The following is a 14,315-nucleotide window of genomic DNA, read 5'->3' as shown; positions in this document are numbered from 1 at the left end:
AAATGAGGCGCTGCTTCAGCATGCAGCGCCCCTTGTGCGTTCACATATTTTATTTCGCAGAGATCCTCTCCAGCGCGTACAGGGCTGCTCCCGTGGCCCCTACGATCTCCGGCTCCTCGCAGATATACAGCTTCGCGCCGATCTTCTCTTCCACCGCGCGGACGACGCCCGGATTCTTCGCCACACCTCCGGTCATCATGAAATCCGGTTCCAGCCCTACGCGGCGCAGAAGTCCGAACGCCTTGTTGGCGATGGCATGGCATACTCCGTCGGCGATATCCGCCTTTTCCTTATTGTTGGCGATCAGTGAGATTACCTCCGACTCCGCGAACACAGAGCACATGCTGGTGATCTCGATCTTCTCCGCAGACGTCAGCGCGATGGCTCCCAGCTCGTCCAGACTGACTTCCAGCGTACGGGCGATCATCTCCAGAAAGCGTCCGGTTCCGGCAGCGCATTTGTCATTCATGACAAAGTCCTTCACCTCTCCCTTTTCATTCAGATGAATCGCTTTACTGTCCTGTCCTCCGATATCCAGGATCGTACGGATCTTCGGGTTAAAATAATGGGTTCCTTTCCCGTGGCAGCTGATCTCCGTCACATTCTCGTCCGCAAACTCAATGCTGACCCGGCCATACCCGGTGGATACAATCCAGGATATATCATCCCTCGCAAGGCCCGCGCGCTGCAGCACTTCATCCAGCGCTTTCTGCGCGCTGACACCGGATTTTGCCCCGGTACGCACTACAGAAAATGCTTTAATCTTTCTGTCCCGGTCCATGATCACCGCGTTGGTAGATGTGGAACCGCTGTCTATTCCCAGCACATACATGGCGTTCTCTCCCTTCGTCTGTCTTTGAATTCTCTGTACATCCGGCTTAAGTGACTCCAGAAACGCTTCGATACGGGTCAGGATCTGCCCGTAACTCTGTCTGGTATAATCCGTCTCCAGAAGCAATAGCGGCTTTTTCAGCCAGCTTTTCAGCCATGCATACTCATAGGCATAATTGTCGCAGAACTGGACCGTATGATAGATTACACCGTCCACACTGTCCGCAAAGCGCCGGATCAGTTCGTCCCGGTTGGACGCCTGCTCCATCCGCATACAGGGAAATTGACTCAGAAGACCGCCTACATATCCGGTCATCGGATCCTGTTCTTCATAGACCGCCTTACGCCCAAGACCGGTACAGGTCAGATCAAACGCCACATTGGCGCCCTTTGTTTTCAGAATCTCCGCGATGTTTTTATTTGCCCTGGCTCCCAGGATGCCGATATTAAGCGCGCCTGCGCGCACAGCAATCTGCTGTTCTTCATTTTTTCCCTTTATATACTCACGAAAAATCTCTTCATCAAAGGTTTTTCCGGAAAATTCCTCATAGGAGCGGATCATCGCCCGGATCCGCTGCTCATAGAGACTGATTCCGGCGTCCTTCGTGATCCTGGGGGTATCCAGCATATAGATAAATTTCCCCGGATATTCTTCTCTGAGCACGTCATAAAGACGGCGGATGCTGTCACAGCACGTGGTGAGAATGACGCCTTCATAGTCGCTGCTCATCACATCCTCCAGCACGCCCTTGGCAAAGCTGCAGATGTTGGGATGCATCCTGATCTCCGCCTGGTTAAAATTTGTCACATCCGGCTCGATCCGCTTCATCTCCACGCCCATGGACTCAAAAATCTCTACCGGAGCATATTTGCATATATAACCTAACATACCTCTTCCCGCTCCTTTTCTTCAGAGTCCAGCATCTCCAGGAATGCTTCCAGGCGGGTCTTGATCTGCCCGTCATGGCTGTTCCTTTTATCAATGCCGTCGCCGTCCAGTATTAACATGGGGATCTCCAGTTCCTGCATTTTTTCTTTCAGAAGAATGCTTCCGCCGGAAGACTGCTTGCAGCCCCAGTGGCAGAACTGGATCACCGCGTCCGGACGCAGCGTATCGGTCAGTCCGCAGACCAGCTCCGCTCTGTGTGAATAAGACCCGTTATAGGCATTATGGATGATCTTGCGCGCCAGTGCATGGAACGGTTTCTCCGCGTCCATCTCCTCCACAGAGTCCAGGATAATATCGCTGGCGATGATCTGATATTTCTGGTTCGTATTAAAATATTGCTGCAGGCTCTCCTGATAGAAAGGAAGAAGATGCACCCACAGGATCTTTTTCCCCTCAAATTTCGGATAGGTCTGGATCTCATCGATCATAAAACGGACCAGATCCAGGAATTCCCGGGTACCGATCAGCAGGTGCATGCCCATCATCATATACAGATGGCTGATCAGCTCTCCCGGATAATAATATTCACTCTGGAGCCGGAAGAAACGCATCAGTTCTTTTCTTGTCTCATTCTCGATACGTATGTTTTCTTTCAGCTTCTCCTCGTCAAATGTTTTCCCGAAACGCCGTTCCAGCTCTCCGGCAAAGTCCCGAAGCTGCCCTGCCAGATAATCCACCGACGCCTCGTCATCCCCATACGGCACATCCAGAAAAGTAAACGGCACTCCTTTTTTCTTTTCCAGATAGCGGAAAGTATTCAGATTGCCGTCGCAGGAAAGAGAGGTGGTCACCGCGTACTGGGGCGCCGGCACAGCGCCGCTGTCAATGGCCCCCACAAACGTTTTATGATAGGAACACAGCGTGGGCGCGATGCCTGTATTCTGCGCATAATCAATAAAATAGTCTTCCAGGCGATATCCGCTCAGATAGCAGGACAGACATTCAATAGATAAAGTGCTGAGGCCAAAACACTGCATGATCTCACAGGGCGAAAAGATATTTCCCCATACATAGCTGTCCGGCCGGCAGAGTGAATCCGCCACAAAAGACATCATCAAAGCCTCCAGCTTCTGGTAGCCTTTTGAGATCTCTTTTTTCGGAAGCAGTTTGGTCCGGAGCTTGTTTGCCTGAAATCCCAGCAGCATCCTGCCCCAGCTCTGGCCGGGATTTTCTATGGTCTGTTCTCTTACGTAATCAATATATTTGTCTGCAATCCACATATCGATCCCTCCATATATAATAAATCAAAATCAACTCACAACAGGATACTATACTACATTTTTGGAGGGATTTCCAGAAGCGTTAATATTTCTTTTTACCAATCACATTGTTCAAAATAATCAGCAGTGTCGTTGTGATCACCACACAGATTAACGCCATAGCCATCGCTACCGAGGCGCTGCCTTGTTCAAATTCCCGCACGATAAAAGTGGATACCGTCTGTACATTAGGCGGAGAGATCAGGCTGGCAGCGACCAGTTCCCGAAATACAATAATAAAAATCATCATCCATCCCTGCATTACGCCCCGCATAATCAGCGGCAGTGTCACATGCAGGAAAACATAGGACCGGTTTCCCCCGCACACTTTTCCCGCTTCCATCAGAGAATCTCCGGTTTGCATGATCGCAGAGCTGACATATTGTATGGAATACGGCAGAAACATCACCACATATACCAATACCATAAAACCGAGCGTATTATATAATGGCAGCAGCTTATATATCTTATTCCAGAACAACATCATCCCGATCACAAGTACAATATTGGGCAGCATCTCCGGCAGAAGAGCTTCTCCTTCTATTACCTTTTTCCATCTTCCGGCTTTTTTAATCAGAACGACAATCAACGTTCCCATTATACTGGCGATAGTGGCAGATACCACTGCCAGGAAAGTACTGGTCGCCAGCGCTTCCCATCCCTTGCTGTTTTTCGTAAACAATTCTACATAATGCTGAAATGTAAAATTGCCCGCTGCCAGGCCATACCCTCTTAGTTTAATCAGAGAAGTCGCAATCACTGAAAAATACGGAACGCCTATTGTGACCGCTACGACCAGAAATATATAGACGCCTCCGATCACTTCCGCCGCCCGCCTGCAGCTGTACAGGCTTTCTTTTTTCCCTTTTCCTCCGACCAGATTATAAGTATGTTTTGAGGTAGTATAGCTCTGCGCCAGCCACATGACCATACAGATAATGATCAGTATGCTGGACAGGCTTGACGCCTTTCCAAAATCAATCGGCGCGGTAGACGCATATCGGTGAATATCCGTCGTGAAAACATAAAATCCGATACGATTTCCCAGGGTAGAAGGAGTTCCATACTCAGAAAGCGTTTTTACAAATACGAGCAGCATGGCAATCGCATAATTTCCGGTCAGCAGAGGAAGCATCACTCTCCTCAAGCGGTAAAGAAAACCCGCGCCGCTGACAGCGGCGCTTTCTTCCAGATTCATGCCAATATTTAAAATAGCATTTTTAAGCATGGTCGTCATAAACGGGGACACATGAAAGCTCATGACAAGCACCAGGCCTCCCAGAGAAAAGAAGCTCTCCGAGACGCTTCCTGTCCAGGGAAACAGCTGCTGGAATAATCCCCTCTTCTGCATAAACAAAATCCAGCCCATGGAGGAGATATACGGCGGCGTCATAAAGGGAATCATGAGAACCACATCGAGCCACTTCCATCTGGCATATCTGGTGCGCGCCAGCAAAAGCGCCAGCGGCGTAGATATAATAGTAGAGACGATTACAACCAGCACGCCAAGAAGCAGGGAATTGGTAATCGTAGTTAAATTCTCCTTGTCTATGACCGTCCGCAATGCATTGCTAAAATCAAAGCGGCCATCTACAATGACCGCTTCGCTGAATACTACAATGACCGGAAGGATAACTAATGCAAATAGTATAACAAAGATCGTAAAATATACAATCGTCTGTTTTTTATCTGTTGTTCTGTTCACTTCCTGCCGCACCTCTTTACTGACATAACTCGTTTAATCTCGCCGCGATATCGCTGGAATTCTCCATCATCACATTCCAGTCAAGATCCTGGAAGGTAGGAATATCGGATACATTCGTGCGGTTATCGCAGGTAATATCGCTTCTTCCCGGAAGCAGATACGCGTCCGCCACCATCTGCTGCGCCTCATCGGACATCAGATAATCAATAAATGCTTTGGCGTTTTCTACGTTCTTGCTGGTATTCATGATCATTGCCGGTCTCGGATTGATCACAGTTCCGGAAGCCGGATAATAGATTGCCAGAGGTTCTCCTTTATCAATATTTGAATAGGCATTGTAATCGACGCCGGCTACAAGGATCGCTCTCTCTCCGGTTGTCACCGTCTCCAAAGCTGCCTTGTTCGCGCCTGCCACCATCAGGCCGTTTTCAGCCATCCCCTCCCAGGCGCTCCAGTCATTATCCGTGGAGTACATATACCCTGCAAGGAAATCTTTGCAGGAGCCTGATTTTTCCGGATCCGGAATAGCAATCATATCTTTGTATTTTGCATCCACCAGTTCCGACCAGTCAGCATCCAGGCTGTCGATCAGCGTCGTGTTATAGATAACGCCAAGAGCGGAAGCACTGGTGCCGAATAACATATTGTCTTCATCTACCCAGCCGTCATAAAGCTTATCTGCATTTTCCGCTTCCGGATAGCTCATAATCTGCCCCGTTTCTTTCATCGCCAGTCCGTCTGACCAGGATGCCAGGACTACCACGTCCGCCACCGGATTATCCTTTTCTGCCTCCAGGCGGGCCTGTATCTCTCCGGTCGTTCCCTCGAATAATTCCACTTTGATGCCGGTCGCCTTTTCAAACCCATCTACATAAGCGGTATTCAGATCTGTCGGGCTTGGCATATATACAGTCAGGGTGCCGCTCAGTTCATCCGAACTGTCCTCGGCGTCCTCCTGTGTCTCTGCATCGGCTGACTCCGTATCCGTTTCGCTGCCGCCTTCCGACTCCTCAGCCGTCTGCGCGGAATCGGCTGCTGTCTCAGCGCTGCTGCCATTGGAACTGCAGGCCACAAGACTGACTCCCATAGCTGTCATTAAAAAAGCTGCTAATAACTTTTTTTTCATAGTGTGATCCTCCTGTTGTCTTTTATTTCTGAAAGGTCAATATTTGATCCTCATTTATATAAACAGATACATCGGAACCGATGTCATATCTGCATGCGGATTCCATAATCCACTGTTTTCCCCCGGCATCCAGATAAAGCTGATAATTTTCTCCCAGGAACTGGACTCCATCCACCACTGCGCGATATTCTTTGTAGCCATCTTTTTTTTCCAGGCTCGCTGTCTCCGGACGAAACATTGTATCTTGATCCAGCCAGTTTGATTTTCCAATAAACTTTGCTGTAAAAGGAGTACTGGGGCTTTGATAGATCTCTTCCGGTTTTCCCTGCTGCTCGATCGCTCCTTTATTTAAAACTACAATACGGTCGCTCATGCTCATGGCTTCCATCTGATCGTGAGTAACAAAAACCGCGGTTACACCCAGTTCCACAGTCAACCTTTTAATTTCTATGCGCATCTCATCTCTGAGAATCGCGTCCAACGCAGATAAAGGTTCATCGAACAGAATACAATCCGGCCTGGTCACGATCGCCCTGGCAAAACCAACTCTCTGCTGCTGGCCTCCGGAAAGCTGGGACGGATATCTGTCCCGGTACTCTTCCAGCCTTACAGCCTTAAGCGCATGCATTACGCGCTCCTCCATATTTTTTGTATCCCGTCTTGCCCGGAGGCCAAACGCCACATTTTCAAAAACTGTCAGATGAGGCCACAGTGCAAAGTCCTGAAATACAAATCCAATATTCCTTTTCTCCGGGGGAATATTGATTCCCTTCTTATCTGAAAAGACGCACTTATCATCGAAATAAATCTCGCCGGATGTAGGAGTTTCCAGCCCGGCGATCATACGCAGAATCGTTGTCTTTCCACAGCCTGAAGGGCCAAGCAGTGTAGTAAATTCTTTATCTGCAATTTGCAGATCCAGATTTTTGATCACATCCACCTTGTCATAAGATTTAGAAATATTTTTCATGTTAATACGCATATCCAGCCACCTCATTACAAGATTTTACGAAACGAATGTAAAATCCTCTATCTGCAACTTGTAAAAGATTGGTAAATATAATGTGAAATCCCGCAAATTTCTTTGCGGGATTCCATTCTTCCATACTTTTAAATATCATAACTCACTGATTGTTTCCGTCACAGACATATTCCGTATCCTTTTTGCAGGCCCGTAAACTGCCGCCGACACAGACAGTATTACAAGCAGCAGTATGATCCCCAGGGAACCAACCGGCGCCCTCCAGACCGCGTAGCTGAAATGGCTGGTGATCAGAAAACCATACAGCAGCCTGGCAAACGGCAGCCCGGCCCCGCAGCCGACCGCGCAGCCCCAGAAAGCATAAGTAAATGCTTCGGCCGCGATCATTTTCCTCACCTGGCGTTCATCCATTCCCACCGCCCGCATGGCGCCGTACTGTTTTATCCTCGCGGATACGCTCATGGAGATACTATTGACAATATTCAGCACGGTGACCAGTGCGATAATCGCCAGGAAACTATAAACTCCAACCACAAAGGCCAGATAAGTACCGCCGGTACTTTGTTCACGCCTGTCACTGAATATACATTCACTGCCTGCCGCGCCGCGGAGCGCTTCCACTTCTTCCTCCGTTATATTCCCTTTCGTCTGCACCATAATAAGAGAATAATCCTCCGTTCCGGTCAGACGGACAAAAGTTTCATCTGAAGTGATTAACGTGATCTTCCCACCCGTCAGCCCGTCGCTGCTGAACGGATCGTATTTCAGAAGACCCGCGATTTCCAGTTCCTCATCTCCGATCAGAACTGTATCTCCAATTTCCCAGCCGCAGTCCTGATCCCATGTGGCCAGGACATACCGGCTGTCTCCATACACTTTTGACAAATCACTGCCGCGCTTCAACATTCCATCTTTCTTCAGACTCTTCAGATCAAAATCGTCAAAGGAAATCATATCCGCTTTACGGGCAGATTCTGTATCCCCTCTCAGAATCACAGAAACATCAAACCAACTCCGGCGGCCGTATGCTCTTTTTACGCCGTCCATGACGCTGACCGCCTCCAGCAGCCCGGCATCGACCGTGCCGCCGCCGTCCGCGCTGGATATATCTATATCCGAGGCCGCTGCTGACTGAGGCATAAGATATCCGACGAAATCGATCAGAACAGAAAAGCTTAAGAACAGTATAATGCTGAGCGCGAAAGATCCTGTCATAAGAACCAGGTTCTTCCCGGCGGAAACAGCGTGATGGATTCCCATCGCGGTTTCGATCTTCACAAAACGCGCGTGAACCGGACGCCGGCCTGCGTTTCCATTTTCCGAATTGCCCGATACAGCCGCGGCGGGCGGTACCTTCGCGGCCCGTCTGGAAGGGGATCCGGCGGCCAGCAGCACGGAAATGATGCCGACGGCAATGCCGCTGATGATTCCGACGGCGCTGAAGCCAAAAAGAGGAATCCTGGAAAACTCCTCTCCTACCAGGAAACGGAGCGCCGCGCACAGTGCCCATGAAGCCGCGACTCCCAGTACAAGACCTATGGGGATCGCCGTCCTGCACCAGTTCAGGGCTTCCAGCCTTACGAAACGGATAATCTGCCGCCTGCTCATCCCGATGCAGCGCATCATCCCGAAAAATCTCGTCCGCTGGGCCACACTGCTGTTGATGCTGCTGGAAATCATCAGCACTCCCGCAGCCAGTATGAGCACAAACAGAACTGCCGCGGTGACAAGGAGTGTCTGACCCATGGCGGTGCTGCCGATTTCCTGAAGAGTCAGGGCATTATGCTTGTCTGCAAGCCGCGACTGCTCCATCCTCACACCCATATCCGCCATGCTGAATATGGCCGTCACCATGAATACGGCGAAGATAATACACAGAAGCGTCATACGGTTCTGGCGCCTGTGTACTCTCGCCGATATGGGAATCAGATCAAGATAGCTTTTCATTCGCGGCACCTCCCGAAATCCGTCAGCACGCCGTCCGATACTCTCAGGATCCGGTCCGCCGTCTGGGCTATACTCCGGCTGTGCGTAATCATCACGATTGTCTGCTCATATTTTCTGGACGCTTCTTTCAACAGAGCGATCACCTCGCTGGTATTCTGCGTGTCCAGATTGCCGGTCGGTTCATCCGCCAGGATCAGCGCCGGGCGGGTGATCAGCGCGCGCCCGATGGCCACCCGCTGCTGCTGTCCTCCGGACAGCTGGCCGGGCAGATGATGGCGGCGCTCTTTCAGGTTCAGAACCGTCAGCAATTCTTCCAGATACTTTCTGTTTGGTTTCTGGTAATCCAGCAGTACCGGAAATATCATGTTCTGTTCTACCGTCAATTCCGGAATCAGATTAAAACTCTGGAAGATAAAACCGATATTCCTGCGGCGGAATACGGTCAGGTTGCGTTCTTTCATGGAAAAAATATCTTTGCCGTCGATAAATACCTTCCCTGAAGTAGGCATGTCTAGCGCTCCGATCATATTTAATAACGTACTTTTTCCGGATCCGGACTCTCCCACCACTGCCACAAATTCACCCTTGGGGACAGAAAATGAGACCTTTTTCAGCGCCCGCACTGCCGCTTCCCCTTTTCCGTATGTTTTAGAAACATTCTTAACTTCCAACAGTTCCACTTTTTACACCTCTTTCTGCTTTCGATATGGAAAGAGTAACACTTTTTCCCTACTGCCGGATGACATGCAGCCTGCAATTTTGTAGGAATTGCCGCCTCACAAAATAATGGCTCACAAAATAATGGAGTCCGGCTCTTGAATCCCTCCGCCGAATGTACTATATTGATAATAGAAAAAGGAAAGCCGGAGACACACGGCCTACCCGACAATAGAAAACTTTACCTCATATGAGGTCGGCCGTCACTATTGGGAGTAGTGGCGGCTATTTCTTTCCTCGAAAAATTATATAACACAATCCTACAAGGGCTACAATGAACATTCCAATCTGAACTAAGTCCTGATATGTAACATACATTGGCATCGCCCTCCTTTCCTCTTTGGTCTGGAGGGTCACCCCCTCCAATAAATGGAGGGGAGGCCGCCTTTATACGCTCTGGTTTTCCATATAAAGCGTATAACATACCACTGTCAGCAGAGCAATCTAAAACTAAATTATTGAAAATAAAAAGAGCTAATGCAAAATCCCCCTTTCCCGACACGCCGCCGGAAGAGGGGGATAAAATTTAACTCAATATCTCTTAATACAGCTTCGCACCCGCCGGGATAGCAGCATCCACCATCAGCAGATTCAGCCCTTCATGCCCGTCATACTCGTACACGGCGCTGATCAGCATGCCGCAGGAATCGATACCCATCATCTTCCTCGGCGGCAGGTTGGTGATCGCGATGCAGGTCTTTCCAACCAGCTCCTCCGGCTCATAATACTCGTGAATACCGCTTAGAATTACACGGTCTGCGCCGGATCCGTCGTCCAGGACGAATTTCAGAAGTTTCTTGCTCTTTGGCACAGCCTCGCACGCCTTCACCTTCACGGCGCGGAAATCGGACTTGCTGAACGTATCAAAATCTACCATATCTTCAAACAGCGGCTCGATCTTCACTTTGGAAAGGTCCAGCTTTACAGCCGCCTGGGCAGCGTTGTTCGCCTCGTTCTTCGCGGCTCCCTGGGATTTCATCGTCGGGAACAGCAGCACATCCCTGATCGCAGCAGAGTCTGTCAGCAGCATGCACATACGGTCGATACCGAATCCAATGCCTCCGGTAGGCGGCATACCAATCTCCAGGGCATTCAGGAAGTCTTCATCGGTAGTATTGGCTTCCTCATCTCCCTGGGCCAGCAACTCCTCCTGCGCTTTAAAACGCGCCCTCTGATCAAGGGGATCATTCAGCTCTGAGTAGGCGTTCGCCATCTCCCAGCCATTCATAAAGAACTCGAAACGTTCTACATAATCCGGATTCTCCGGTTTCTTCTTCGTCAGCGGAGAAATCTCGATCGGATGGTCCATGACAAACGTAGGCTGAATCAGATGTTCCTCTGCGAATTCCTCGAAGAACAGAGAAAGGATGTCCCCTTTCTTATGACGCTCTTCATATTCCACATGATGCTCTTCTGCCAGAGCTCTCGCCTGCTCCAGAGTCTCTACTTCATTCCAGTCAACACCCGCATACTTCTTCACTGCGTCTACCATAGTGATACGCTCAAAGGGTTTGCCCAGATCCATCTCCACACCGTTGTAAACAATCTTCGTGGTGCCCAGCACTTCCTGAGCCACGAAACGGTACAGATTCTCTGTAAGATCCATCATACCGTTATAGTCCGTATATGCCTGATAGAGCTCCATCAGCGTAAATTCCGGATTGTGCCGGGTATCCAGACCTTCATTGCGGAACACGCGCCCGATCTCGTAGACACGCTCCAGGCCGCCTACGATCAGTCTCTTCAGGTACAGTTCCAGAGATATGCGAAGCTTGAAATCTTCGTTTAACGCGTTAAAGTGCGTCTCAAACGGACGCGCGGCAGCGCCGCCCGCATTGGCTACCAAGATGGGTGTCTCCACCTCCATAAATCCCTGGCTGTCCAGGTAACGGCGGATCGCACTGATAATCCTGGAACGTTTGATAAAAGTATCCTTCACATCCGGGTTCATGATCAGATCCACGTAGCGCTGACGGTAACGCAGATCTGTGTTGGTCAGCCCATGGAACTTTTCCGGAAGAATCTGAAGACTCTTGGACAGAAGCGTAAGCTTTGAAGCGTGGATGGAGATCTCTCCGGTTTTGGTTCGGAACACCTGTCCTTCGATACCTACAATATCCCCGATATCGTACTTTTTGAATTCTTTATAACTTTCCTCGCCGACGCTGTCCCGCGCCACATAAGCCTGAATATTGCCTTTCAGATCCTGTACATTGCAGAAAGACGCCTTGCCCATCACTCGTTTGGACATCATCCTGCCTGCCACGCGTACAGTATGGCCTTCCAGCGCGTCAAACTGCTCCTTCACATCACTGCTGTGATGCGTCACATCGTATTTCGTTATCTGGAACGGATCCTTTCCTTCATTCTGGAGCTCCGCCAGCTTTTCCCGGCGGATCTTCAGAAGCTGGTTAACGTCCTGTTCCTGCACATTCTTTGCTTCTGCCACTTTTTTCACTCCTTAGCTTGCTCTATGGATACTGAGTACCTTATACTTTATCTCTCCTGCCGGGGCTTCCACCGTCACCACGTCGCCGATTCTAGCGCCGATCAGCGCCCGTCCGATGGGAGACTCGTTGGATATTTTATTCTGCAGGCTGCTCGCCTCAGAAGAGCCCACCAGCTTATATTCTTCCTCTTCGTTGTATTCAAGATCCAGGACACGTACATTGCATCCGATATTGATCTTGTCCAGATCAATCTCTTCTTCCAGAACCACTTCTGCATTTTTCAGGATCTTCTCGATCTGTTCGATCCTGGCTTCAATGTCCCGCTGCTCATCCTTCGCCGCGTCGTACTCCGCGTTCTCAGACAGGTCTCCCTGTTCTCTCGCCTCTTTAATCTTCTCTGCAATCTCTTTTCTGCGGACTACCTTCAGATCCTGCAGCTCATCTTCCAGTTTTTTCAAACCTTCATAGGTCAGAATATTTTTCTTCTCTTCCATCCTCTACACCTTCCAATCTGTGATGCTGCCGTGAAATAACGGGCTTTTCCTGAAAAATCAGACAGCCCTACATAATCAACGTATTATAGCCTACCTCAGAAATAATGTCAAGGTGCTTTTCCCAGTCCCTCAGATCCAGCACCAGATTTCCCGGAACATTTTCTTCCCCGGCTTCTTCCCGTATCGTAATCAGAAGCCCATTCTCCTCGTAGGCCTGTTCTGCCAGTTCTTCAAACGCTTCTCTGCGCTTCGTCACCAGATAAAGGAGATTCAGATCCGTGATCAGGATTTCCAGCAGACGGACCACTTTCCACGCCGGCTGTTCCTCATCGTCGATCACAACCAGCTGCAGATCTTTCCTGGGAATTCCCTTCTCCCTGCGGAACCAGGTCAGGATCTGCGGCGCATATCTGGTATACAGCAAAAAGCTCTTTTTCTCCGCCGGTTTCTCCGGCGCATCCTCTTTTTCCCTTCTGCGAAACCAAAATATTTTTTTCCAGATCATCTACCAAACGGCCATTCAGCTTCTTCGTTTCAGTATATGTCAAAGCGCCCGGATTAAACCCTCCAGTTCTTCTAAAGTTTGCGCTTCATTGATCCTTCCCCGCAGTTTTGACGAATTCGGATATCCGGAGGTATACCAGGCCACGTGTTTGCGCATCTCCCGAACTCCGGTATATTCTCCTTTATATTCCGTCAGCAGTCTCCCGTGACGCAGGATCATTTCTTTCACTTCCTGAAGATCTGGTTTCTTTTCTTCCTCCCCGGTCTCCATCCAGCGAAGAATCTGATGAAAGATCCAGGGATTTCCCTGAGCTCCTCTGCCGATCATGATCCCGTCGCATCCGGTTTCTTCCAACATCCGCCGCGCTGCTCCGGGAGAATCCACATCGCCGTTCCCGATCACCGGGATCCTCACGGCATCTTTTACCCGGCGGATGATATCCCAGTCTGCTTTTCCGTGATAATATTGCTCCCGCGTACGTCCGTGCACCGCCACAGCCGCGGCGCCGGCGCTCTCTGCGATCCTGGCGATCTCCACCGCGTTTATATGCTCCTCATCAAATCCTTTCCGGATCTTCACCGTAACCGGCTTACGAATCGCTTTTACTGTTTTAGAGACGATTTCCTCCACCAGTCCCGGATTCTTCATCAGCGCGGAGCCCTCGCCATTATTCACCACTTTAGGCACCGGACATCCCATATTGATATCAAGGATTGAAAAAGGACGATCTTCGATCTTTTTTGCCATCCCGCTGATGATGTCCGGATCGGAGCCAAAAAGCTGGAGCGATACGGGCGTCTCTCTCCTGTCGATTTCCAGCAGACTCTCTGTATTTTTATTATGGTAATAAATGGCCTTGGCGCTGACCATCTCCATACATACCAGCCCGGCCCCCTGTTCTTTGCAGAGAAGACGAAAAGGAAGATCCGTGACTCCCGCCATAGGCGCCAGGATCAGATTATTGGAGAGCTCCACGTCCCCGATCTTCAGTCTGCGGATCATTCTATCTTCTCTCCCCGGAAAAACACCTTATAATATAGTTCCAGATTCTGCAGAAGCTCCGCTTTCTCTCTCTGAATCTGACGGATCTTCAATTCGCTGCCGATCTCGTCATAAAGCAGATCTCCCGGATCCGCGGAGACCTCCAGAAGCAGGTTCCCGTCTTCGTCAAATGCCAGCGTAATTATTCCGCCCACATCTTCTGTAAACAGCACGCACATGATCTTCAGCTCATCCTGTATCTGGGACGGGAGACTGCCGAACGCCTCATTCAGATAATATTTCTGCTCATACGCGCTGGCCGCGCAAAGCACCACTTTATCCTGTTCCATATATTTCCTCTCTGTCTTT

The 14,315-nt window shown here is 49.8% G+C and carries 13 protein-coding genes; all 13 read right to left on the bottom strand.

Translation table 11 applies throughout. The features are described 5' to 3' along the window. Window positions 1–49 precede the first annotated feature (49 nt). Window positions 50–1,720 carry an acyl-CoA dehydratase activase gene (locus B5F29_RS03390; protein ID WP_087153276.1) on the bottom strand — a complete coding sequence of 557 codons (1,671 nt, stop codon included), beginning with the start codon at window positions 1,718–1,720 and terminating at the stop codon, window positions 50–52. Further along, complete coding sequence (locus B5F29_RS03385) at window positions 1,714–3,000, bottom strand: 2-hydroxyacyl-CoA dehydratase subunit D (RefSeq protein WP_087153275.1); 1,287 nt, start codon at window positions 2,998–3,000, stop codon at window positions 1,714–1,716. Before B5F29_RS03385 ends, B5F29_RS03390 begins: the two co-directional genes overlap by 7 nt. Before the next feature lie 82 nt (window positions 3,001–3,082). Then, window positions 3,083–4,744, bottom strand: coding sequence for an ABC transporter permease (locus tag B5F29_RS03380; protein WP_087153274.1), 1,662 nt, complete (start codon window positions 4,742–4,744; stop codon window positions 3,083–3,085). Window positions 4,745–4,760: 16 nt separating this feature from the next. Next, complete coding sequence (locus tag B5F29_RS03375; protein ID WP_087153273.1) at window positions 4,761–5,870, bottom strand: ABC transporter substrate-binding protein; 1,110 nt, start codon at window positions 5,868–5,870, stop codon at window positions 4,761–4,763. 22 nt (window positions 5,871–5,892) lie between these two features. Next, complete coding sequence (locus tag B5F29_RS03370) at window positions 5,893–6,852, bottom strand: ABC transporter ATP-binding protein (RefSeq protein WP_087153272.1); 960 nt, start codon at window positions 6,850–6,852, stop codon at window positions 5,893–5,895. Between the two features lie 135 nt (window positions 6,853–6,987). Then, entirely contained in the window at window positions 6,988–8,799 is a 1,812-nt protein-coding gene (locus tag B5F29_RS03365; protein ID WP_087153271.1) for an ABC transporter permease, read from the bottom strand. Then, the gene (locus B5F29_RS03360; RefSeq protein WP_087153270.1) at window positions 8,796–9,479 is read right to left on the bottom strand and encodes an ABC transporter ATP-binding protein; all 684 of its coding nucleotides are present in this window, start codon (window positions 9,477–9,479) and stop codon (window positions 8,796–8,798) included. Before B5F29_RS03360 ends, B5F29_RS03365 begins: the two co-directional genes overlap by 4 nt. A 262-nt stretch (window positions 9,480–9,741) precedes the next feature. After that, on the bottom strand, window positions 9,742–9,798 hold the full coding sequence (locus B5F29_RS17130; RefSeq protein WP_334293250.1) for a hypothetical protein: 57 nt from the start codon (window positions 9,796–9,798) through the stop codon (window positions 9,742–9,744). Between the two features lie 259 nt (window positions 9,799–10,057). Next, the gene (gene lysS, locus B5F29_RS03355) at window positions 10,058–11,965 is read right to left on the bottom strand and encodes a lysine--tRNA ligase (RefSeq protein WP_087153269.1); all 1,908 of its coding nucleotides are present in this window, start codon (window positions 11,963–11,965) and stop codon (window positions 10,058–10,060) included. A 12-nt stretch (window positions 11,966–11,977) separates the two neighbouring features. Further along, window positions 11,978–12,460, bottom strand: a complete 483-nt coding sequence (greA, locus tag B5F29_RS03350; RefSeq protein ID WP_087153268.1) for a transcription elongation factor GreA — start codon at window positions 12,458–12,460, stop codon at window positions 11,978–11,980. Window positions 12,461–12,527: 67 nt separating this feature from the next. Next, window positions 12,528–12,965 carry a hypothetical protein gene (locus B5F29_RS03345; RefSeq protein ID WP_087153267.1) on the bottom strand — a complete coding sequence of 146 codons (438 nt, stop codon included), beginning with the start codon at window positions 12,963–12,965 and terminating at the stop codon, window positions 12,528–12,530. 39 nt (window positions 12,966–13,004) lie between these two features. After that, entirely contained in the window at window positions 13,005–13,967 is a 963-nt protein-coding gene (gene dusB / locus B5F29_RS03340) for a tRNA dihydrouridine synthase DusB (protein ID WP_087153266.1), read from the bottom strand. Continuing rightward, a complete protein-coding gene (locus tag B5F29_RS03335) occupies window positions 13,964–14,296 on the bottom strand; it encodes a DUF6145 family protein (protein WP_087153265.1) in 333 nt (110 codons plus the stop codon). Before B5F29_RS03335 ends, dusB begins: the two co-directional genes overlap by 4 nt. Window positions 14,297–14,315 lie beyond the last annotated feature (19 nt).

The sequence above is a fragment of the Lachnoclostridium sp. An196 genome (assembly GCF_002160135.1).
Classification (GTDB): Bacteria; Bacillota; Clostridia; order Lachnospirales; family Lachnospiraceae; genus Hominiventricola; species Hominiventricola avistercoris.
Note: the sequence above shows the minus strand (reverse complement) of the source record. Positions and strands in the feature narration are given on the sequence as shown.